22 protein-coding genes are annotated in these 19,561 nt (G+C 60.7%); 13 read left to right on the forward strand and 9 right to left on the reverse strand.

The features are described 5' to 3' along the window. Positions 1–18 precede the first annotated feature (18 nt). The 4 genes from groL to J3P94_RS21580 all read right to left on the reverse strand — a co-directional run bounded on the left by groL (position 19) and on the right by J3P94_RS21580 (position 3,545). The gene (groL, locus tag J3P94_RS21565) at positions 19–1,662 is read right to left on the reverse strand and encodes a chaperonin GroEL (protein WP_181288598.1); all 1,644 of its coding nucleotides are present in this window, start codon (positions 1,660–1,662) and stop codon (positions 19–21) included. A 53-nt stretch (positions 1,663–1,715) separates the two neighbouring features. Further along, positions 1,716–2,009: a co-chaperone GroES gene (locus J3P94_RS21570; RefSeq protein ID WP_003204913.1), complete on the reverse strand. Its 294-nt coding sequence runs from the start codon at positions 2,007–2,009 to the stop codon at positions 1,716–1,718. A gap of 261 nt (positions 2,010–2,270) precedes the next feature. Further along, positions 2,271–2,747 carry an FxsA family protein gene (locus tag J3P94_RS21575; protein ID WP_434569590.1) on the reverse strand — a complete coding sequence of 159 codons (477 nt, stop codon included), beginning with the start codon at positions 2,745–2,747 and terminating at the stop codon, positions 2,271–2,273. Positions 2,748–2,813: 66 nt separating this feature from the next. Beyond that, complete coding sequence (locus J3P94_RS21580; RefSeq protein ID WP_434569591.1) at positions 2,814–3,545, reverse strand: HugZ family protein; 732 nt, start codon at positions 3,543–3,545, stop codon at positions 2,814–2,816. A 150-nt stretch (positions 3,546–3,695) separates the two neighbouring features. Between J3P94_RS21580 and J3P94_RS21585 the strand changes: the two genes are divergently transcribed. After that, positions 3,696–4,454, forward strand: coding sequence for an SDR family oxidoreductase (locus J3P94_RS21585; protein ID WP_305496346.1), 759 nt, complete (start codon positions 3,696–3,698; stop codon positions 4,452–4,454). A 66-nt stretch (positions 4,455–4,520) separates the two neighbouring features. Here J3P94_RS21585 and apbC read toward each other — a convergent pair whose 3' ends face one another. Continuing rightward, a complete protein-coding gene (gene apbC, locus J3P94_RS21590) occupies positions 4,521–5,615 on the reverse strand; it encodes an iron-sulfur cluster carrier protein ApbC (RefSeq protein WP_434569592.1) in 1,095 nt (364 codons plus the stop codon). Between the two features lie 311 nt (positions 5,616–5,926). Here apbC and metG point away from each other — a divergent pair, with 311 nt between their 5' ends. The 8 genes from metG (at position 5,927) to J3P94_RS21630 (ending at position 12,701) form a co-directional block, all read left to right on the forward strand. Further along, the gene (metG, locus tag J3P94_RS21595) at positions 5,927–7,972 is read left to right on the forward strand and encodes a methionine--tRNA ligase (protein ID WP_434569593.1); all 2,046 of its coding nucleotides are present in this window, start codon (positions 5,927–5,929) and stop codon (positions 7,970–7,972) included. Positions 7,973–8,101: 129 nt separating this feature from the next. Next, entirely contained in the window at positions 8,102–8,674 is a 573-nt protein-coding gene (locus J3P94_RS21600) for an Rnf-Nqr domain containing protein (protein WP_434569594.1), read from the forward strand. Further along, on the forward strand, positions 8,671–9,675 hold the full coding sequence (rsxB, locus tag J3P94_RS21605) for an electron transport complex subunit RsxB (protein WP_434569595.1): 1,005 nt from the start codon (positions 8,671–8,673) through the stop codon (positions 9,673–9,675). Before J3P94_RS21600 ends, rsxB begins: the two co-directional genes overlap by 4 nt. Then, positions 9,662–10,648, forward strand: a complete 987-nt coding sequence (locus J3P94_RS21610) for an RnfABCDGE type electron transport complex subunit D (protein WP_434569596.1) — start codon at positions 9,662–9,664, stop codon at positions 10,646–10,648. Before rsxB ends, J3P94_RS21610 begins: the two co-directional genes overlap by 14 nt. Continuing rightward, a complete protein-coding gene (locus J3P94_RS21615; protein WP_434569597.1) occupies positions 10,645–11,256 on the forward strand; it encodes an RnfABCDGE type electron transport complex subunit G in 612 nt (203 codons plus the stop codon). Before J3P94_RS21610 ends, J3P94_RS21615 begins: the two co-directional genes overlap by 4 nt. Further along, complete coding sequence (locus J3P94_RS21620; RefSeq protein ID WP_434569598.1) at positions 11,249–11,776, forward strand: Rnf-Nqr domain containing protein; 528 nt, start codon at positions 11,249–11,251, stop codon at positions 11,774–11,776. The genes J3P94_RS21615 and J3P94_RS21620 overlap by 8 nt, the downstream gene beginning before the upstream one ends. After that, on the forward strand, positions 11,773–12,411 hold the full coding sequence (gene nth, locus J3P94_RS21625; RefSeq protein WP_434569599.1) for an endonuclease III: 639 nt from the start codon (positions 11,773–11,775) through the stop codon (positions 12,409–12,411). The genes J3P94_RS21620 and nth overlap by 4 nt, the downstream gene beginning before the upstream one ends. Before the next feature lie 107 nt (positions 12,412–12,518). Beyond that, complete coding sequence (locus J3P94_RS21630) at positions 12,519–12,701, forward strand: PA3496 family putative envelope integrity protein (protein WP_135846865.1); 183 nt, start codon at positions 12,519–12,521, stop codon at positions 12,699–12,701. Positions 12,702–12,755: 54 nt separating this feature from the next. Here J3P94_RS21630 and J3P94_RS21635 read toward each other — a convergent pair whose 3' ends face one another. Next, the gene (locus J3P94_RS21635; RefSeq protein WP_305496355.1) at positions 12,756–13,382 is read right to left on the reverse strand and encodes a response regulator transcription factor; all 627 of its coding nucleotides are present in this window, start codon (positions 13,380–13,382) and stop codon (positions 12,756–12,758) included. Positions 13,383–13,675: 293 nt separating this feature from the next. On the opposite strand from J3P94_RS21635, the gene J3P94_RS21640 reads away from it, so the two are divergent. After that, a complete protein-coding gene (locus J3P94_RS21640; RefSeq protein ID WP_434569600.1) occupies positions 13,676–13,888 on the forward strand; it encodes a hypothetical protein in 213 nt (70 codons plus the stop codon). Between the two features lie 9 nt (positions 13,889–13,897). Here the strand turns inward: J3P94_RS21640 and J3P94_RS21645 are convergent, their stop codons facing one another. Continuing rightward, positions 13,898–15,115 (reverse strand): argininosuccinate synthase, encoded by a 1,218-nt coding sequence (locus J3P94_RS21645; RefSeq protein ID WP_003204943.1) that lies wholly within the window; start codon positions 15,113–15,115, stop codon positions 13,898–13,900. Between the two features lie 128 nt (positions 15,116–15,243). Then, positions 15,244–16,251, reverse strand: coding sequence for a flagellar protein MotY (locus tag J3P94_RS21650; RefSeq protein WP_434569601.1), 1,008 nt, complete (start codon positions 16,249–16,251; stop codon positions 15,244–15,246). A 193-nt stretch (positions 16,252–16,444) separates the two neighbouring features. Between J3P94_RS21650 and pyrC the strand changes: the two genes are divergently transcribed. Both pyrC and rnt read left to right on the forward strand, forming a co-directional pair. Then, positions 16,445–17,491: a dihydroorotase gene (pyrC, locus tag J3P94_RS21655; protein WP_434569602.1), complete on the forward strand. Its 1,047-nt coding sequence runs from the start codon at positions 16,445–16,447 to the stop codon at positions 17,489–17,491. Then, a complete protein-coding gene (gene rnt, locus J3P94_RS21660; RefSeq protein WP_039591753.1) occupies positions 17,488–18,165 on the forward strand; it encodes a ribonuclease T in 678 nt (225 codons plus the stop codon). The genes pyrC and rnt overlap by 4 nt, the downstream gene beginning before the upstream one ends. A gap of 144 nt (positions 18,166–18,309) precedes the next feature. Here the strand turns inward: rnt and J3P94_RS21665 are convergent, their stop codons facing one another. Beyond that, entirely contained in the window at positions 18,310–18,912 is a 603-nt protein-coding gene (locus J3P94_RS21665) for a peroxiredoxin (protein WP_434569603.1), read from the reverse strand. 304 nt (positions 18,913–19,216) lie between these two features. Between J3P94_RS21665 and J3P94_RS21670 the strand changes: the two genes are divergently transcribed. Continuing rightward, the gene (locus J3P94_RS21670) at positions 19,217–19,435 is read left to right on the forward strand and encodes a bacterioferritin-associated ferredoxin (protein WP_003178704.1); all 219 of its coding nucleotides are present in this window, start codon (positions 19,217–19,219) and stop codon (positions 19,433–19,435) included. Positions 19,436–19,561 lie beyond the last annotated feature (126 nt).

The raw sequence follows: 19,561 nt of genomic DNA on the forward strand, positions 1-19,561 counted from the left end.
TACAGGGGTAAGGCTGGCTTACATCATGCCGCCCATGCCACCCATGCCGCCCATGTCTGGCATGCCGCCGCCAGCTGGAGCGTCGTCCTTGATTTCAGCGATCATCGCCTCGGTGGTGATCATCAGGCTGGCAATCGACGAAGCCGCTTGCAGAGCCGAACGAGTCACTTTGGCCGGGTCCAGGATACCCATTTCGATCATGTCGCCGTATTCGCCGGTGGCAGCGTTGTAACCGTAGTTACCCGAACCCTGCTTGACCTTGTCGACCACTACGCTTGGCTCGTCGCCGGAGTTGGCAACGATCTGGCGCAGAGGTGCTTCAACAGCGCGACGCAGCAACTGGATGCCAACGTTCTGGTCATCGTTGTCGCCTTTCAGCTCGCTGATGGCTTGCAGGGCACGAACCAGTGCCACGCCGCCGCCAGGCACCACGCCTTCTTCGACGGCTGCGCGGGTTGCGTGCAGGGCGTCTTCAACGCGGGCTTTCTTCTCTTTCATTTCAACTTCGGAACCGGCGCCAACCTTGATCACCGCAACACCGCCGGACAGCTTGGCCAGACGCTCTTGCAGTTTTTCGCGGTCGTAGTCGGACGAAGTCTCGGCCACTTGTGCGCGGATCTGGGTGACACGAGCCTGGATATCGGCATCGTTGCCAGCACCGTCGATCACGGTGGTGTTTTCCTTGGACAGGATCACGCGCTTGGCGTTACCCAGGTGCTCCAGGGTGGTGCTTTCCAGGCTCAGGCCGATCTCTTCGGAGATAACGGTACCGCCGGTCAGTACGGCGATGTCCTGCAGCATGGCCTTGCGACGGTCGCCGAAGCCTGGAGCCTTGACGGCTGCAACCTTGACGATGCCACGCATGTTGTTCACGACCAGGGTCGCCAGGGCTTCGCCTTCGACATCTTCAGCCACGATCAGCAGAGGGCGGCCGGCTTTGGCAACGGCTTCCAGCACTGGCAGCATTTCGCGGATGTTGGAGATCTTCTTGTCGACCAGCAGGATCAGCGGGCTGTCCAGCTCGGCAACCATGGTGTCCGGCTTGTTGACGAAATATGGCGACAGGTAGCCACGGTCGAACTGCATGCCTTCTACAACCGACAGTTCGTTTTCCAGGCCCGAGCCTTCTTCAACGGTGATCACGCCTTCCTTGCCGACTTTTTCCATGGCTTCGGCAATGATGTCGCCGATGGAGTTGTCGGAGTTGGCGGAGATGGTACCTACCTGGGCGATAGCCTTGGAGTCAGCGCAAGGCTTGGCCAGACCCTTCAGTTCCTTGACGATGGCGATGGTCGCCTTGTCGATGCCGCGCTTGAGGTCCATCGGGTTCATGCCGGCAGCGACGGCTTTCAGGCCTTCGTTGACGATCGACTGAGCCAGTACGGTCGCGGTGGTGGTGCCGTCACCGGCGTCGTCGTTGGCACGGGAAGCAACGTCCTTGACCAGCTGCGCGCCCATGTTTTCGAAGCGATCTTTCAGCTCGATTTCCTTGGCTACGGAAACGCCGTCCTTGGTGATGGTCGGAGCGCCGAAGCTCTTCTCGATGATCACGTTACGGCCTTTCGGGCCGAGGGTCGCTTTTACTGCGTCAGCCAGGACGTTGACACCGGCGAGCATTTTCTTGCGGGCGGAATCGCCGAATTTAACTTCTTTAGCAGCCATGATCGATATTCCTTAAATACTTTGTAGTAGTAGCGGGAAAATGCGCGGGGAAATCAGCCTTCGAGAACGGCGAGGATTTCGTTCTCGCTCATTACCAACAGGTCTTCGCCGTCGACTTTCACAGTGTTGCTGCCGGAGTAAGGGCCGAACACAACCTTGTCACCCACTTTCACGGCCAGCGCACGTACTTCACCGTTTTCCAGAGCCTTGCCCGGACCTACAGCGAGAACTTCACCGTGGTTGGCTTTTTCAGCAGCCGAACCTGGCAGGACGATACCGCCAGCGGTTTTCTTCTCTTCTTCGCTGCGACGGATGACGACGCGGTCATGCAGAGGACGAAGCTTCATTGTCGATCTCTCCTAATTTTGGTTTTCATCGGCCGGTGTAGTCCCGGCGGGTTTAACAAAAGCCGGCGGTGCCGGGGTGCGGTTCGTCAAGCGAACCGCGGAAGTCTGTCCGGTGTCGCCACCGGAAACCTTGCGGTGACCCATACATAAGGGCGTGCAAGTCGATTACAAGGGTCGGGGGTGAAATTTTTTACTGAACGAGCGCTAAAACGAACACGACACCCGAAGGTGCCGTGTCGCTGGCTGCCGTGTCACTGAAAGCTACTTGGGGTCGCGGTGTTCGAATTCGCCTTCGATCACGTTGGGCTCACGGCCCACGGGTTCGCGCGGCGTCGGACCGCCACGGGGCTGGAGGTCATCGGCGAAAGCCCGCTGGCGCATCGCCTGTTCTTCGGCGCGCTGGCGCATCTTGTTGGACAGCAACCGGCGCGTGAAGGGCAGCAGCAAGACCAGGCCCAGCACGTCGCTGATGAAGCCAGGCAGGATCAACAGACCACCACCCAGCGCGAGCATCAGGCCTTCGAGCATGGTCTGGGCGGGCAGTTCGCCACGGGTCAGGCTTTCACGGGCACGCAGTGCCGTGGCCAGGCCGGCGATGCGCAGCACGAACACGCCAAGCATCGAGCCGAGAATGACCAGCAGCAACGCCGGGAAGAACCCGATCGCACCGCTGACCTTGACGAATACGAACAGCTCCAACACCGGGAACAGCAGAAAGAGCAATAAAAAAGGGCGCATCAAATGGTTCCTCAACGCAAGAATGCCTTGCTATGAAAACCTAAATGACGTCGCCCTTTCGTGAATTCAAGCATCAACCTCGGCATTTTTTGGCCATTGCTCGGCGTGAGCCAGGTAAACCAAGGCTTCGCGCACTTGTGTCGGGGTATTGCAAGGCCCCGCAAACGGCAACCAGTGCAGGCCTTGCCCAATGCGCAGGTGCATGCCTTCGCTGTCGATACCGACCAATCGCGCGGGTTGGTTTTTTGGCAGGCCACTCAATTCGACGTAGTGGGCGATGGCTTTGGCATGGTCGGCATTCATGTGTTCGACCATGCCCGCCTCGGCTTTGCCGGCAAAGGGATTGGCCAGGGTGATCTGGTCGATCCAGTGAATCGCGCCGAAGCCGCCGATATAACGATGGCGCACCGGGTGGAGAACCCAGAAATCGAAATCGTGGGCCTTATGGTAGTTCTGCGATTCGGGGAAATAGCGGTAATAACGCTCGGCGGCGGCCTCGATGGCGGCGCTGTCCTCCAGCTTCTGCGCCTCGGCCAGATAGGTCAGGCGCCCGACGGCCTGAACATCCTCGGCGCCCCGCTCTCCCACCAGCATTGAGCATTTAGGGTCTTTTTGCAGATTGTGGGTGTGCTGGGCGATGCGGCTGATGAGTATCAGCGGCAGGCCTTGCGCGTCCAGGCAATACGGCACAACGGAGCCGAACGGAAAGCCGGGCATCGATTTGGAATGGGTGGAGAGCATGCCCCGATATTCCTTGAGCAGCAGTTCGCGGGCATGCTTGGCAGCTTCAACGCTCAATTTATGACTCCTTTAATAAAATTCGTCTAGAAAACGGTCGGTTGAGTGGAGTAATGTTCTGACGCACCTTCGGGCCTGTTTGCTCGCGCAGCCGCGCTGCAAATCGAGACGCGCCCAACCCCTCCACCGCTGCGCCACCTGGACATGAGAATGCAACTCACTGACAAAGTAATCATTATCACCGGCGGTTGCCAGGGCCTGGGTCGCTCCATGGCCGAGTATTTCGCCGGCAAGGGTGCAAAGCTCGCGCTGGTGGACCTCAATCAGGAAAAACTCGACCAGGCGGTCGCCGCCTGCGCCGCCAAGGGCGTCGAGGCGCGTGCGTACCTGTGCAACGTGGCCAATGAAGATCAGGTGATCGACATGGTTGCCCGGGTGGCCGAGGACTTCGGCGCGATCCACGGGCTGATCAACAATGCCGGTATCCTGCGCGACGGCCTGCTGCTCAAGGTCAAGGACGGTGAAATGACCAGAATGAGCCTGGCCCAGTGGCAGGCGGTGATCGACGTCAACCTCACCGGTGTATTCCTGTGCACCCGCGAAGTGGCGGCAAAAATGGTCGAGCTGAAGAACAACGGCGCGATCATCAATATTTCCTCGATCTCCCGGGCTGGCAACGTCGGCCAGACCAACTATTCGGCGGCCAAGGCCGGCGTCGCGGCCGCTACCGTGACCTGGGCCAAGGAACTGGCGCGCTACGGCATCCGCGTGGCGGGGATTGCTCCGGGCTTCATCGAAACCGAAATGACCCTGGGCATGAAACCCGAAGCCCTCGAAAAAATGACCTCGGGAATTCCGCTCAAGCGCATGGGCAAGCCCGAAGAGATTGCGCACTCGGCTGCGTATATCTTCGAGAACGACTACTACACCGGGCGGATCCTGGAGATGGATGGCGGGTTGCGGATCTAAACCCACCCCATAACCCCTGTGGGAGCGAGCTTGCTCCCACAGTGGATAGGGTTTCAATTCAATCTATCAATCGTCGCTGACGGTGATGTTCGGCATCGCCGGCGACGCAGCCTCCTGCAACACGATCCGCGCGCCCACGTGGCGGGCCAGCTCTTGATAGACCATGGCGATCTGGCTGTCCGGCTCGGCGATGACGGTCGGCTTGCCGCCGTCGGCCTGCTCGCGGATCACCATCGACAGCGGCAACGAAGCCAGCAACTCGACACCGTACTGGGTCGCCAGTTTTTCACCGCCGCCTTCACCGAACAGATGCTCGGCGTGTCCACAGTTCGAGCAGATGTGCACGGCCATGTTTTCCACCACGCCCAGTACCGGGATGTTCACCTTGCGGAACATCTCCACACCCTTGCGCGCATCCAGCAGGGCCAGGTCCTGGGGCGTGGTAACGATCACCGCGCCGGCCACCGGGACTTTCTGCGCGAGGGTCAGCTGGATGTCGCCAGTTCCCGGCGGCATGTCGATCACCAGGTAATCCAGGTCGCCCCACGCGGTTTGCGTGACCAGTTGCAGCAAGGCGCCGGAGACCATCGGCCCGCGCCAGACCATTGGTGTGTTGTCATCGGTGAGGAAGGCCATGGACATGACCTCCACGCCATGGGATTGCAGCGGTACGAACCACTTCTGGTCCTTGACCTGCGGTCGGGTGCCTTCGGCGATGCCGAACATGATGCCTTGGCTCGGACCGTAGATATCCGCGTCGAGGATACCGACCTTCGCCCCTTCGCGAGCCAGGGCCAGCGCCAGGTTGGCGGCGGTGGTGGACTTGCCTACGCCGCCCTTGCCCGAGGCCACGGCGATGACGTTCTTGACGTTCGCCAAGCCCGGCACCTGGGCTTGGGCCTTGTGGGCGGAAATCACGCTGGTAACCTGGACTTTGGCGCTCACCACGCCGTCCAGGCCTTCGACCGCCATCTGCAGCATTTGCGCCCAACCATTCTTGAACAGATCGGCGGCATAACCGATCTCCAGTTCGACGCTGACACGATCGCCCTGGATATCGATGGCTCGCACGCATCCGGCGCTGACCGGATCCTGGCTCAGGTAGGGGTCGGTGTACTGGCGAAGGACGGCTTCCACCGCTGCGCGATTGACGGCGCTCATGGGCAACTCCGATAACAAGACTTGAAAACAGGCCGCTATCCTACGCCGCACGCTCTCGCGTGGCGACCCGATTAAAAGCGACGACCGCTCTTGTGGCGAGGGAGCTTGCTCCCGCTCGGCTGCGCAGCAGCCGCAATGAAGCTGACGCTGTCGAGCAGCAAGGGCGTAGAACCATTTTTGGGGCGGCTTCGCCCCCCAGCGGGAGCAAGCTCCCTCGCCACGGATTCGGCGGGAAACAGGCCCGCGGGGTGAAAAATATTTCCCGGCGCTTTATAGTGGCCGACCTCCGTTTCATCAAGTAGCCGAGCCCCATGTCCGAGCCACGCAAGATTCTCGTCACCAGCGCCCTGCCCTATGCCAATGGTTCGATTCACCTTGGCCATATGCTGGAATACATCCAGACCGATATGTGGACGCGCTTTCAGAAACATCGCGGCAACCAGTGCATCTACGTCTGCGCCGACGACGCCCACGGTTCGGCCATCATGTTGCGCGCGGAAAAGGAAGGCATCACTCCGGAACAACTGATCGCCAATGTCCAGGCTGAACACAGCGCCGACTTTGCCGAGTTCCTGGTGGACTTCGACAACTTCCACTCCACTCACGCCGAAGAAAACCGTGAGCTGTCGAGCCAGATCTACCTGAAGCTGCGTGACGCCGGGCATATCGCCACCCGTTCGGTCACCCAATATTTCGACCCGGAAAAGAAAATGTTCCTGGCCGACCGATTCATCAAGGGCACCTGCCCGAAATGCGGCACCGAAGACCAGTACGGCGACAACTGCGAAAAATGCGGCGCCACCTACGCACCGACCGACCTGAAAGACCCGAAATCGGCGATTTCCGGCGCGACGCCGGTACTCAGGGATTCCCAGCACTTCTTCTTCAAGCTGCCGGATTTCCAGGAGATGCTGCAGACCTGGACCCGCAGCGGCACGCTGCACGACGCGGTGGCCAACAAGCTCGCCGAATGGCTCGACTCCGGTTTGCAGGAATGGGACATCTCCCGCGATGCGCCGTATTTCGGCTTCGAAATTCCTGGCGAGCCCGGCAAGTACTTCTACGTATGGCTGGACGCGCCCATCGGCTACATGGCGAGCTTCAAGAACCTTTGCGATCGCACCCCGGAGCTGGACTTCGACGCGTTCTGGGCCAAGGACTCCACGGCCGAGGTGTATCACTTCATCGGCAAGGACATCGTCAATTTCCACGCGCTGTTCTGGCCCGCCATGCTCGAAGGCGCCGGTTTCCGCAAGCCGACCGGCATCAACGTCCACGGGTACCTGACCGTCAACGGCCAGAAGATGTCCAAGTCCCGTGGCACCTTCATCAAGGCGCGGACGTACCTGGATCACCTGTCGCCGGAATACCTGCGCTACTACTACGCGGCCAAGCTCGGCCGTGGCGTCGACGACCTCGACCTGAACCTCGAGGACTTCGTGCAGAAGGTCAACTCCGACCTGGTGGGCAAGGTCGTCAACATCGCCAGCCGTTGCGCCGGGTTCATCCACAAGGGCAACGCCGGCGTGCTGGTGGCGGGTAACGCCGCGCCGGAACTCACCGACGCTTTCCTGGCTGCCGCGCCAAGCATCGCCGAGGCCTACGAGAGCCGCGACTTTGCCCGCGCCATGCGTGAAATCATGGCCCTGGCCGACCGCGCCAACGCCTGGATCGCCGACAAGGCCCCATGGTCGCTGGCCAAGCAGGACGGCAAGCAGGACGAAGTCCAGGCCATCTGCGCCTTGGGCATCAATCTGTTCCGCCAGTTGGTGATTTTCCTCAAGCCGGTGCTGCCGTTGCTGGCCGCCGATGCCGAAGCGTTCCTGAACGTTGCGCCGCTGACCTGGAACGACCACCAGACCCTGCTGAGCAACCATCAACTGAACGCGTTCAAGCCGTTGATGACCCGCATCGACCCGGCCAAGGTCCAGGCCATGATCGACGCGTCCAAGGAAGACCTGGCCGCCAGCCAGACCGACACCGGTGCCCCTGCTGGCAACGGCGAGCTGACCAAGGACCCGCTGTCGCCGGAAATCGATTTCGATGCCTTCGCCGCCATCGACCTGCGCGTGGCGCTGATCGTCAAGGCTGAAGCCGTGGAAGGCGCCGACAAACTGTTGCGCCTGACCCTGGACATCGGCGATGAGCAGCGCAACGTGTTCTCCGGCATCAAGAGCGCCTACCCGGATCCGGCCAAGCTCGAGGGCCGGCTGACGATGATGATCGCCAACCTCAAGCCACGCAAAATGCGCTTCGGCATTTCCGAAGGCATGGTCATGGCGGCCGGTCCTGGCGGCGAAGAAATCTACCTGCTGAGCCCCGACAGCGGCGCCAAGCCGGGTCAGCGGATCAAATAACGCGACTGCGCGCTGCACCGATCCCACAGTCGCTGTCGAGCGGCTGTGGGATTTTCATATCTGGCCCGCCCTCGCGGCGTGCCGGATAATGCCTGATCTTTCAACCGGCTCCCCTGTTGCCCCATGCCCATGACTGACATTCTTCTCTCGCTGTTCAGCGCTGCCCTGATCAACAACCTCGTGTTGCACTGGCCGCTGGGCGTCGATCCGCTGCTGGCGGCCAAGGGGAGGAGCCGGGTACATGCACTGGGCCTGGCGACAGCCTGCCTGATGCTGGTTGTCGGGGCCCTCGGTTATCTGCTCGACCGCTGGCTGCTGGTTCCGGCGCAGCTGACATCGCTACGGTTGTTCGTATGGCTGCCCCTGAGCGTGCTGCTGATCAGCCCGTTGCTGCGCCTGCTGACGCATTGGCTGCCGTCGCAGCCGTTCGATGGCTTGTGGCCGCTGCTGCTCGGCAATGCCGGCGTACTGGGCGTCACGCTGCTCAACAGCCGGAACGACCAGGGCCTGGGCCAGGCCATGGCCTTCAGCCTGGGCGCCGGGCTGGGTTTCTGGCTGGTGCTGAGCCTGTTCGAGGACTTGCGCCAGCGAGTCCAGGATAACGATATTCCCTTGCCTTTTCGGGGCCTGCCAATCCAGTTGATCAGCGTCGGATTGATGGCGGTGGCATTTCTCGGATTGCGCGGGTTGGTCAAGACATGAACCTGATTCAACGTATCGATGCCCTGCTACCGCAGACCCAATGCGGCAAGTGCGGCCATCCCGGCTGCAAGCCTTACGCCGAAGGCATCGCCCAGGGCGAACCGATCAACAAGTGCCCCCCCGGTGGACGCGAAACCATCGCTGCCCTGGCCGAGCTGATGACCGTGCCGGTACTCGAACTGGACGCCAGCCGTGGCTCGGCCCCGGCGCAGATCGCATACATCCGCGAAGCCGAATGCATCGGCTGCACCAAGTGCATCCAGGCGTGCCCGGTGGACGCGATTGTTGGCGCGGCCAAGCTGATGCACACCGTCCTCATCGATGAGTGCACCGGCTGCGACCTCTGCGTGGCGCCTTGTCCGGTGGATTGCATCGAGATGCGCCCATTGCCGATGGCAACCGTAACGCCGGTCATCGGTGGCCTGGCCTCCAGCATCGAAGAACAGCAGACGCGGACCGCCAAGCGCAATCACGCCCGCCGCCGCTTCGAGCTGCGCAATGCGCGCCTGCGCCGAGAAGAAGAGCAGCGCCAGGCCGAGCGACTGGCCCGAACCCAGCGCAACGCTCAACCAGCCCAGGCCCAGCCACTTGATCCGGTGCAGGCTGCGCTGGAACGAGTGCGCGCGCAAAAAACCGCCAGCGCCGACGCTGCCCTGAAAAAAGCCAAGGTCGACCTGGCCATGAGCAGGGCACAGCTGAATAAATCCTTGAAAGCGTTCGGCCATCCACCGACCCTCGAACAACAATCACAATTGATCGTGCTGCAACGCCAATTCGAAGCGGCAGAGCAGGCCCTGGCCAGACTGGAAGGCAGCGCGGCGCCCGCCGCCCCGGCATCGGCGCAGAGTGCTGACTTGAAGCGGGCCAAGATCCAGCTGGCGATGCGTCGCGCCGAGCTCGGCAAGGCCCGCGCTGCCGCGGCTTCCGCCGAACAGTTGCAGGCACTGGAACAAGCAGTGGAAGACGCCCAACGGCAGGTGGACGCCCATGCTACGCCCTGATCCGGTGGACGAGCGGCTGCGGCAAGCGATGCGACGCGTGCTGCTGGCGATGCTGCCCGGCGTGCTGGCGATGGTCTGGTTTTATGGCTGGGGCGTGGCACTGAACCTGCTGTTGTCGGCCCTCGCCGCGCTGGCTGTCGAGGCGCTGGCGTTGCGTCTGCGACGACGTCCCCTCAAGCCCGGCCTGAGCGACGGCAGCGCACTGGTCAGCGCCGCGCTGCTGGCCATGGCCTTGCCGGCGTATTGCCCCTGGTGGCTGACCGTCACGGCCGCTGCCTGCGCCTTGCTGTTCGGCAAGCACTTATGGGGCGGGCTCGGCAGCAATCCCTTCAATCCGGCGATGCTCGGGTATGCCCTGGTGCTGGTGGCGTTTCCCCAGCACCTGAGCCAATGGCCCGCGCCCCATGACATGGACTTTCTCGAAGGTCTGCGACAAGTCGCCGGCATTGCCCAGGCGCCCGACGGATGGGCCGGCGCCACGGCGCTGGACAGTCTGCGAATCAACACAAGCCTGACCGTCGACGAACTGTTCGCGAGCAATCCGGCGTTCGGTCGTTGGGGTGGGCGCGGTGTCGAGTGGGTCAACCTGGCCTTCCTCGCCGGTGGCTTGTTCCTGCTGCAACAGCGCGTGTTCAGTTGGCACGCGCCGGTGGGCATGCTTGCCAGCCTGTTCACCTTGAGCCTGCTGTGTTGGAACGGCTCGGGCTCGGACTCCCATGGCTCGCCGCTGTTTCATCTGTTGACCGGGGCAACCATGCTGGGCGCATTTTTCATCGTCACCGAACCGGTGTCAGGCGCCAAGGCCCCGCTCGCCCGACTGTTGTTCGGGGCTGGCGTGGGCGCGCTGGTCTACCTGATTCGCACCTGGGGCGGCTACCCGGACGGCGTGGCGTTTGCCGTGCTGCTGATGAACCTCGGCGTGCCTGCGCTGGATCGTCTCGCCGAGGCACGACAAAGGCGAGCGCTGACATGAAAAGACCCGGCGGCGTGCTGATCCTGATCGTCCTGGCCGGCCTCGGCATCGGCGCCACGTACCTCATGCAGATCAATCTGGCCGGACGCATCGAAGCCCAACGGCAAGCCTTGGCCGGCAGGACCTTGCTCGAGGTATTGCCCTCCGAGCGTTATGACAACCAGCCGTTGGCGCAACCAGTCATAACGACGCCGGTTGAGTTGAGCCACAGCCGGTTGCTGGGCGGTTACCTGGCGACCCGCAACGGCCAGCCCAGCGCGGTGCTGTTGCGCAGCCAGGCGTTGGGCTATGAGGGCAGCATCGATTTGATGATCGCCATCGATCCCAGCGGCCGCCTGCTTGGCGTTAGAACCCTGCGCCAGTCGGAAACACCCGGCCTGGGCGCGGTAATCGCCGACTGGCCGAATGCCTGGCTGCGGACATTCACCGGAAAGTCGCGCCAGGCGCCGACCGATGACGGCTGGGCCTTGAAAAAGGACCAGGGCCAGTTCGATCAATTGGCCGGCGCGACGGTGACCTCGCGCGCGGTGCTCCAGGCGATCCACGATGCGCTGCGTTATTTCGATGAGCACCAGGCCCACCTGTCCGGAGCGAGTGCCAATGAATAAGCCGGTATTGACCCGTGGCCTGCTGCTCGTGCCCTTGGTGGGTGCAAGCAGCTCGCTGACGAATGCACTGGGGGTGTGGCTGGCCTGGGTTTTGATCAGCTTCGGCCATGGCTGGGCCATGACGCTGGCCGGGCCACGCTGCACGACTTATCAGCGGCTGGTTGCCGCTATCCTGCTGGCCGCAGCCTTGAGTGCTTGCGCAAGCCTGGTCACGCAGGCCTGGCTGCCGGAGTGGTATGCATCGTCAGGCCTTTACCTCGGCTGGATCGCCTTGAGCTGCGTAGCGCTGGATCAAGCGCCAGTGGACGAATCCCGGGTTGCTGACCGCCTCAGGCTTGCGGGCCAGTCTGGCCTCCTGATGGCCATTCTGAGCGCCCTGCGCGAATTGATCGGCAATGGCGTCCCACTGGCCCTGCTGGCTCCGGGCGGGTTCATCCTGCTCGGCCTGCTGCTGGCGGCCCACCAGGCCTGGACGGCCAGCAAACCCCATCCACCCCTAGAGGAAACGCCGCGCCCATGAACGCCGCAAAACGCCTGGAAATATTCCGTCGCTTTCATGAAGACAACCCGGAGCCGAAAACCGAACTGGCCTACTCCTCGCCCTTCGAGCTGCTGATCGCGGTAATTCTGTCGGCCCAATCCACCGACGTCGGCGTCAACAAGGCCACAGCCAAGCTGTTTCCCGTGGCCAATACGCCGCAAGCGATCCACGCCTTGGGGGTCGAAGGGCTGTCGGAATACATCAAGACCATCGGGCTGTTCAACAGCAAGGCCAAAAACGTCATCGAGACCTGCCGCCTGCTGATAGAGCGTCATGGCGGCGAGATCCCGCAGACCCGCGAAGAGCTGGAAGCCCTTCCAGGCGTCGGCCGCAAGACCGCCAACGTGGTGCTCAACACCGCGTTTCGTCAGCTGACGATGGCAGTCGACACGCACATTTTCCGCGTCAGCAACCGTACCGGAATTGCTCCGGGCAAAAATGTCGTGGAAGTGGAAAAGAAATTGATGAAATTTGTCCCCAAGGAATACCTCCTGGATTCCCACCACTGGCTCATCCTCCATGGACGTTACGTCTGCCTGGCGAGAAAGCCCCGTTGCGGCAGCTGCCGAATCGAAGACCTGTGCGAATACAAGCACAAGACATCTGACGATTGAGGCGCTATTGCTTTCTTTGATCGAGCGATTGAAAAAATCTTTTTTACCCGCCGCAGGTTTATCGCTATAAGGAGCGCCAATGGCAGTCTTAGCCTGGAGTCGAACCCATGAGCGCTGGCAAAGAACAACTGGATGTAGAAGACGATTTCATCGCCGTCGAGGCTGACGATGCGGAACCTGTGGTCGTGGAAGTGGCGAAAACCAACCTGAGCAAACGTCGCACCATCGATAACCTGCTGGAAGAGCGTCGCTTGCAGAAACAATTGGCCGACTATGATTTTGACCTCTGACTCGTAAAAGCCTCCCTGACGGAGGCCTTTTACCGAGCACGTGGGGCTGTGGACTTACACCAATCCGTTACGCTGTGCCAGCTCGATCAGGTCGACCAGTGAGCGAGCATTGAGCTTCAACAACAGTCGGGTCTTGTAGGTACTCACTGTCTTGTTGCTCAGGAACATCCCGTCGGCAATCTCCTTGTTGGTTCTCCCACGGGCCAGCTGCTGCAGGACCATCATCTCTCGTCCGGACAAACGATCGACCATATCCGACTCGCTGGCGTTGCCCAGGCTCGAACGCACGGTATGCAACGCCTGGTTGGGAAAATAACTGTAGCCCGAGAGCACCGCTTTTATTGCACTCAACAACTCGGTCAGGTCCTGTTGCTTGCACACATAACCGGCCGCTCCCATCTGCATGCATCGCATCGAGAAATGCCCTGGCGACTGAGAGGTGAGCACCAGTACTTTCAGGGGCGAAGGATTGGTGGTCAGGCGCGCGATAACCTCCAGTCCGTCCAACTTCGGGATCCCGATATCGAGAACAACGATGTCGGGCATTTTATCGCGCGCCAGCTGTAACGCATCGACGCCATTGTCTGTTTCCGCGATGACTTCATATCCATGGCGCTCCATTAACAAACGTACAGCAAGACGAATGACGGGGTGATCATCCACGATCAGCACTTTATTCATGGGCAAATCCAACTTAGCTGTTCGAATTTTTAGAGCACGCACAATAGCGTAGTCATTTCACCCGTGGGATGCCGCTGTAGCAAGCCGTTCGCACCGAAAGACAAAACTTACAAGCAATGCAGAAAAATCCTACAAATAACCCGTAACATAACGCGCCATGATTTTTTCCGTCGCAGCGATGGAGTGATTCTGACGCGCCACGGCTCCCCGATAACAGCTCGACTTCGGCAAAAAATACACCTGACTTGTTATTAGACGTGGGACTTTTCTCATACAAAGTAATTGATCTATTCATGCCCAAACGCCTGCTTCCTGCAGAAAAAAATTCCAAGGAAGAGAAAGCAGCACAATATCGTTATTCCGAAGCCTATTTGCGTTACTCAATTCAAAAATTTACTTTTGTTATAAACCAGGGAAAGCGATCAATGATATTCCTCGGCAACAACATTATTCAGGACGAGACAATGCGCAAAAAAAAGGCCTGCGCAAGGCAGGCCTTTTTTTAAGCAGCCGGGTCAGAACAGCTTGCGACCCTTGTTCGCCGCGATGCGCATGCGCAGGGCGTTGAGCTTGATGAAGCCGGCCGCGTCGGCCTGGTTGTAGGCGCCACCGTCTTCTTCGAAGGTCGCGATGTTTGCATCGAATAGCGACTCGTCGGACTTGCGCCCGGTCACGATCACGTTGCCCTTGTACAGCTTCAGGCGCACGACGCCGTTCACGTGGGCCTGGGAAGCATCGATCATCTGTTGCAGCATCAGACGCTCCGGGCTCCACCAGTAGCCGGTGTAGATCAGGCTGGCGTACTTGGGCATCAACTCGTCTTTCAGGTGAGCCACTTCGCGGTCCAGGGTGATCGACTCGATCGCCCGGTGAGCACGCAGCATGATGGTGCCGCCGGGGGTTTCGTAGCAGCCACGGGATTTCATGCCGACGTAGCGGTTTTCAACGATGTCCAGGCGACCGATGCCGTGTTCGCCGCCGATACGGTTCAGCGTCGCGAGGACGGTGGCCGGGCTCATTTCCACGCCGTCGAGGGCAACGATATCGCCGTTGCGATAGGTCAGCTCAAGGTATTGTGGGGTATCGGGAGCCTTCTCCGGGGAGACGGTCCAACGCCACATGTCTTCTTCGTGCTCGGTCCAGGTGTCTTCCAGCACGCCGCCTTCGTAGGAGATGTGCAGCAGGTTGGCATCCATCGAATACGGGGATTTTTTCTTGCCGTGACGCTCGATCGGGATCGCATGCTTCTCGGCGTAGTCCATCAGTTTTTCACGGGACAGCAGGTCCCACTCGCGCCACGGGGCGATGACTTTGACGCCCGGCTTGAGGGCATAGGCGCCCAGCTCGAAACGTACCTGGTCGTTGCCCTTGCCGGTAGCACCGTGGGAAATGGCGTCGGCGCCGGTTTCGTTGGCGATTTCGATCAGGCGCTTGGCGATCAGCGGACGGGCGATGGAGGTACCCAGCAGGTACTCGCCTTCGTAAACAGTGTTGGCGCGGAACATCGGGAACACGAAGTCGCGGACGAACTCTTCGCGCAGGTCATCGATGTAAATCTCCTTGACGCCCATGGCCTGAGCCTTGGCGCGGGCAGGCTCAACTTCTTCGCCCTGCCCCAGGTCAGCGGTGAACGTCACCACTTCACAGTTATAAGTGTCCTGCAGCCACTTGAGGATCACCGAAGTGTCCAGGCCGCCGGAATACGCCAGAACGACCTTGTTTACGTCCGCCATGCCATCACTCCACGGGTTGTACGGAAAGCCGGGAAGTCTAACGTCCAGCGCGGATAATTTACAGAGGCGCGACAGCTTATGACGACGAAGCGACAGATTATGTCGATGGCGCGACGATCAGAATGGCCTCAGGAAGTTCTTGCAGTCGCCGCTGCGGGCGCCACGGCCTTGGTGGGGGCGACCGGCGCCGGAGCCTTGCCGGGTGCCGCAGCGGGCGTCGCCGCAGGCACAGCTGGCGTTGCTGGCGGGGTTGGCGTGGTGGGCTGGGCCGCTGGCGCCTGAGTGGCCGCCACTCGATCCAGTTGCACCACCACACGCCGGTTCTTGGCGCGATGGGCAGCGTTGTTATTAGGCACGAGCGGATAACGCTCACCGTGGAAACGCACAGTGAACTGCGATTCCTGGAAGCCATTGGCCTTGAAGAAATCCATGACCGCCAGCGCACGGCGGCGCGACAGCTCACGATTGGTCAAGCGGTTGCCGCTGTTGTCGGAATGCCCATCGAGTTCGACATGGTTGACGCTCGGGTCAGCCTTGATGAAGTCGAGCATGACCTGCAATTGAGCCTTGGCCTGGGCGTCGAGCTCAACCCCCTCGCCGGGAAAGCCGATCTGGGTCTGCTTGATCTGCTCGAAATTCTTCGGCAACAGTTTCGCCACGCAGCCCTGGTAGTCGCTGAAGGCCTTGTTGAAGCGCACAGGCAACAGGCGAACTTCCGACACCCGGCCATCCTCGGCATTACGCCGGACCACGGGGCTGCGCCCTTCCATCAACCCACTGATCAGGCGTCCCGCCTGGACTTGGGAGCTGTTGAATAACACGTCGCCGCTGCCGATCCTGACCGACCCCAGGTTGATATCGCCCCGCCCCGGTTGCCACGGCGCAGCGGCCGCCAGCAGCGTCGCGGAACCGCCACCCAGCACCGGGTTGTAGGCCTTGAGTCGGAACGTGGCCTGCTCGCCCGCCCGGCGGACGAACTCGCCGCTACCAAAATCGGCGATCGGCTGGCTCAGCCGGCACTCGAACTTGTCGCCTTCGACCGTCCACTCGATGCTCTCCAGACGAGTCTGGAAAGTGAGCGCCATCGCAGGAAGGCTGGCAAACAAGCTGAGCAAGGCTAGATAACGCTGGCGCACGGGAGGCTCCACTGGCTTTTTACTTACGGAAATCGAAAAACACCGGGCATGACGCCTGTACGAGACACCGCACGGATTCGTGGCACACCTGAAGGGGCTATCGGTAACTTGTGGCAAAACTTGATAGCGGGTGCCCGCATCGGTCTTTTCCGGTAGCATTCCCCCAGAGTTTGACCCGCCTGGAAGCCCCCCAATGTCCGACCGCCTGACCCTGCTGCGTCCCGACGACTGGCATATTCATCTTCGCGATGGTGCTGTGTTGACCCATACCGTCGCCGATGTCGCGCGCACCTTCGGGCGCGCCATCATCATGCCTAACCTGGTTCCGCCCGTACGCAACGCTGTCGAGGCCGATGGCTATCGCCAGCGCATCCTGGCCGCACGCCCGGCCGGCAGCCGCTTCGAACCGCTGATGGTGCTTTACCTCACCGACCGCACCCAGCCCGAGGAAATCCGCGAGGCCAAGGCCAGCGGCTTCGTCCACGCGGCCAAATTGTACCCGGCCGGTGCCACCACCAATTCGGACTCCGGCGTCACCAGCATCGACAAGATCTTCCCGGCGCTCGAAGCGATGGCCGAAGTCGGGATGCCGTTGCTGATCCACGGTGAAGTCACCCGCAGCGATGTCGACGTGTTCGACCGCGAGAAAATTTTCATCGACGAGCACATGCGCCGCGTCGTGGAGCGTTTCCCGACGCTCAAGGTGGTGTTCGAACACATCACCACCGGCGATGCCGTGCAGTTCGTCAACGAGGCCCCGGCCAACGTCGGCGCGACCATTACCGCGCATCACCTGCTTTACAACCGCAACCACATGCTGGTGGGCGGGATCCGGCCGCACTTCTATTGCCTGCCGATCCTCAAGCGCAACACCCACCAGGAAGCCTTGCTCGACGCCGCCACCAGCGGCAGCGCGAAGTTTTTCCTCGGCACGGACTCGGCGCCCCATGCCCGCCATGCCAAGGAAGCCGCCTGCGGTTGCGCCGGTTGCTACACCGCCTATGCCGCCATCGAGATGTACGCCGAAGCGTTCGAGCAGCGCAACGCGCTGGACAGGCTCGAAGGTTTTGCCAGCCTGCACGGTCCGCGTTTCTATGGCCTGCCGGTGAACACCGATAGCATTACCCTGGTCCGCGACGAGTGGACTGCCCCCGCCAGCCTGCCGTTTGGCGAACAGACTGTCATCCCGCTGCGCGCCGGTGAAAAACTGCGCTGGCGCCTGCTGGAGGAAAACGCGTGAGTGAAGATCATTTCGACGACGAACTGGACGGCAACGGTGGTTCCGGCGGCGCTCGCCACCCCATGGCAGCCCGTTTCCGGGGTTACCTGCCGGTCGTGGTCGACGTAGAAACCGGCGGTTTCAACTCGGCCACCGATGCGTTGCTGGAAATCGCCGCGACCACCATCGGCATGGACGAAAAAGGTTTTGTGTTCCCGGACCACACTTATTTCTTCCGCGTTGAACCGTTCGAAGGCGCCAACATCGAAGCAGCCGCGCTGGAATTCACCGGGATCAAGCTCGACCACCCGCTGCGCATGGCGGTCAGCGAGGAAACGGCACTGACCGATATCTTTCGTGGCGTGCGCAAGGCCCTGAAGGCCAACGGTTGCAAGCGCGCGATCCTGGTCGGTCACAACAGCAGCTTCGACCTGGGCTTCCTTAACGCCGCCGTTGCGCGACTGGACATGAAGCGCAACCCATTCCACCCGTTTTCCAGCTTCGATACGGCGACCCTGGCCGGCCTGGCGTACGGCCAGACCGTATTGGCCAAGGCCTGCCAGGCCGCCGACATCGATTTCGACGGCCGCGAAGCCCACTCGGCCCGCTATGACACCGAGAAGACTGCCGAGCTGTTCTGCGGCATCGTCAATCGCTGGAAGGAAATGGGCGGCTGGCAGGATTTCGACGACTGACATAGGACTGGATTTAGATCTTGTGGCGAGGGAGCTTGCTCCCTCGCCACGGTATTCAGTGCAAAAGGTTCTGCGTTGCAGCTTATAACCCGCCCATAAAAAAACCGGCCCATCAAGGGCCGGTTTTTTTATGCCTGAGTGCGCTTACAGCTTGTCGCTGTGTTCGCCCAGGTAAGCCGCTACGCCTTCAGGCGATGCGGTCATGCCCTTGTCGCCTTTTTTCCAGTTGGCCGGGCAGACTTCGCCGTGCTCTTCGTGGAATTGCAGAGCGTCGACCAGACGGATCAGCTCTTCCATGTTACGGCCCAGCGGCAGGTCGTTGATGATCTGCGAACGGACCACGCCTTTGTCGTCGATCAGGAACGCGCCACGGAAGGCCACGCCACCTTCGGACTCAACGTCGTAGGCCTTGGCGATTTCGTGCTTCATGTCAGCGGCCATGGTGTACTTCACCGGGCCGATCCCGCCGTTGTTGATCGGGGTGTTGCGCCAGGCGTTGTGGGTGAAGTGCGAGTCGATCGAAACCGCGACCACTTCAACGTTGCGCGCCTTGAAGTCGTCCATGCGGTGATCCAGTGCGATCAGCTCGGACGGGCAGACGAAGGTGAAGTCCAGCGGGTAGAAGAACACCAGGCCGTATTTGCCTTTGATGGCCGAGGACAGGGTGAAGCTGTCGACGATTTCGCCGTTGCCGAGGACGGCTGGAACGGTGAAGTCAGGGGCTTGTTTGCCTACGAGTACGCTCATTGGATATCTCCTGGTGTAGTAACGTGAAAACCGGGTCCGCGCCAGCCTGCCACCCTCAGGCGACAGCCCTGTGACACGAACCCGCTTTGCAAGGACCGACCATCATACACCGCGCGTTTGGACTGTCCTCAACGGTTTTTCGGGGATCACGGAAATCCGCGACGTCTCATGGCCCACCGGGAAAAAACCGTTCGTCAGACCAAGGCATCTCAAGCCAGGGACTATCAGAAACCACTTTGACAATCATTCTCGTTAACATTAAGATCCGTCTCAATTGAGTCACAACCAGCGACGGTTCTCACTTATGTATGTATGCCTCTGCACTGGCGTCACCGACGGACAGATCCGCGAAGCGATCTATGAAGGTTGCTGCAGTTATAGGGAAGTCCGCCAGGCCACCGGCGTAGCCAGCCAATGCGGTAAATGTGCCTGCCTTGCCAAGGAAGTGGTGCGTGAAACCCTGGCCAAAGTGCAGACTGCCCAGGCCTCGATCCCTTATCCGGTAGAATTTACTGCCGCATAAATCCAGCTTTTTGAAGAACCGGACTCAATGTCCGGTTTTTTTATGCCGGGAAATCAAGTGCTTAGCTTCCAGACGCGGAACACAAACATTCTTATTCCGATTAATTTTCATTTATTATTCAATAAC

Origin of the sequence: Pseudomonas sp. Z3-8, from assembly GCF_051131975.1 — a bacterium.
Taxonomy (GTDB): domain Bacteria; phylum Pseudomonadota; class Gammaproteobacteria; order Pseudomonadales; family Pseudomonadaceae; genus Aquipseudomonas.

Excerpts from the sequence above, each read along its gene's own strand:
- J3P94_RS21630 (WP_135846865.1), top strand. The coding sequence starts at position 12,519 with ATGAGCGCTGGCAAAGAACAACTGGATGTAGAAGACGATTTCATCGCC.
- J3P94_RS21610 (WP_434569596.1), top strand. The coding sequence starts at position 9,662 with ATGCTACGCCCTGATCCGGTGGACGAGCGGCTGCGGCAAGCGATGCGA.
- J3P94_RS21600 (WP_434569594.1), top strand. The coding sequence starts at position 8,102 with ATGACTGACATTCTTCTCTCGCTGTTCAGCGCTGCCCTGATCAACAAC.
- J3P94_RS21585 (WP_305496346.1), top strand. The coding sequence starts at position 3,696 with ATGCAACTCACTGACAAAGTAATCATTATCACCGGCGGTTGCCAGGGC.
- J3P94_RS21670 (WP_003178704.1), top strand. The coding sequence starts at position 19,217 with ATGTATGTATGCCTCTGCACTGGCGTCACCGACGGACAGATCCGCGAA.
- J3P94_RS21620 (WP_434569598.1), top strand. The coding sequence starts at position 11,249 with ATGAATAAGCCGGTATTGACCCGTGGCCTGCTGCTCGTGCCCTTGGTG.
- apbC (WP_434569592.1), bottom strand. The coding sequence starts at position 5,615 with ATGAGCGCCGTCAATCGCGCAGCGGTGGAAGCCGTCCTTCGCCAGTAC.
- groL (WP_181288598.1), bottom strand. The coding sequence starts at position 1,662 with ATGGCTGCTAAAGAAGTTAAATTCGGCGATTCCGCCCGCAAGAAAATG.
- J3P94_RS21640 (WP_434569600.1), top strand. The coding sequence starts at position 13,676 with ATGCCCAAACGCCTGCTTCCTGCAGAAAAAAATTCCAAGGAAGAGAAA.
- nth (WP_434569599.1), top strand. The coding sequence starts at position 11,773 with ATGAACGCCGCAAAACGCCTGGAAATATTCCGTCGCTTTCATGAAGAC.
- J3P94_RS21645 (WP_003204943.1), bottom strand. The coding sequence starts at position 15,115 with ATGGCGGACGTAAACAAGGTCGTTCTGGCGTATTCCGGCGGCCTGGAC.
- pyrC (WP_434569602.1), top strand. The coding sequence starts at position 16,445 with ATGTCCGACCGCCTGACCCTGCTGCGTCCCGACGACTGGCATATTCAT.
- J3P94_RS21635 (WP_305496355.1), bottom strand. The coding sequence starts at position 13,382 with ATGAATAAAGTGCTGATCGTGGATGATCACCCCGTCATTCGTCTTGCT.
- J3P94_RS21570 (WP_003204913.1), bottom strand. The coding sequence starts at position 2,009 with ATGAAGCTTCGTCCTCTGCATGACCGCGTCGTCATCCGTCGCAGCGAA.
- J3P94_RS21575 (WP_434569590.1), bottom strand. The coding sequence starts at position 2,747 with ATGCGCCCTTTTTTATTGCTCTTTCTGCTGTTCCCGGTGTTGGAGCTG.
- J3P94_RS21665 (WP_434569603.1), bottom strand. The coding sequence starts at position 18,912 with ATGAGCGTACTCGTAGGCAAACAAGCCCCTGACTTCACCGTTCCAGCC.
- rsxB (WP_434569595.1), top strand. The coding sequence starts at position 8,671 with ATGAACCTGATTCAACGTATCGATGCCCTGCTACCGCAGACCCAATGC.
- J3P94_RS21615 (WP_434569597.1), top strand. The coding sequence starts at position 10,645 with ATGAAAAGACCCGGCGGCGTGCTGATCCTGATCGTCCTGGCCGGCCTC.
- metG (WP_434569593.1), top strand. The coding sequence starts at position 5,927 with ATGTCCGAGCCACGCAAGATTCTCGTCACCAGCGCCCTGCCCTATGCC.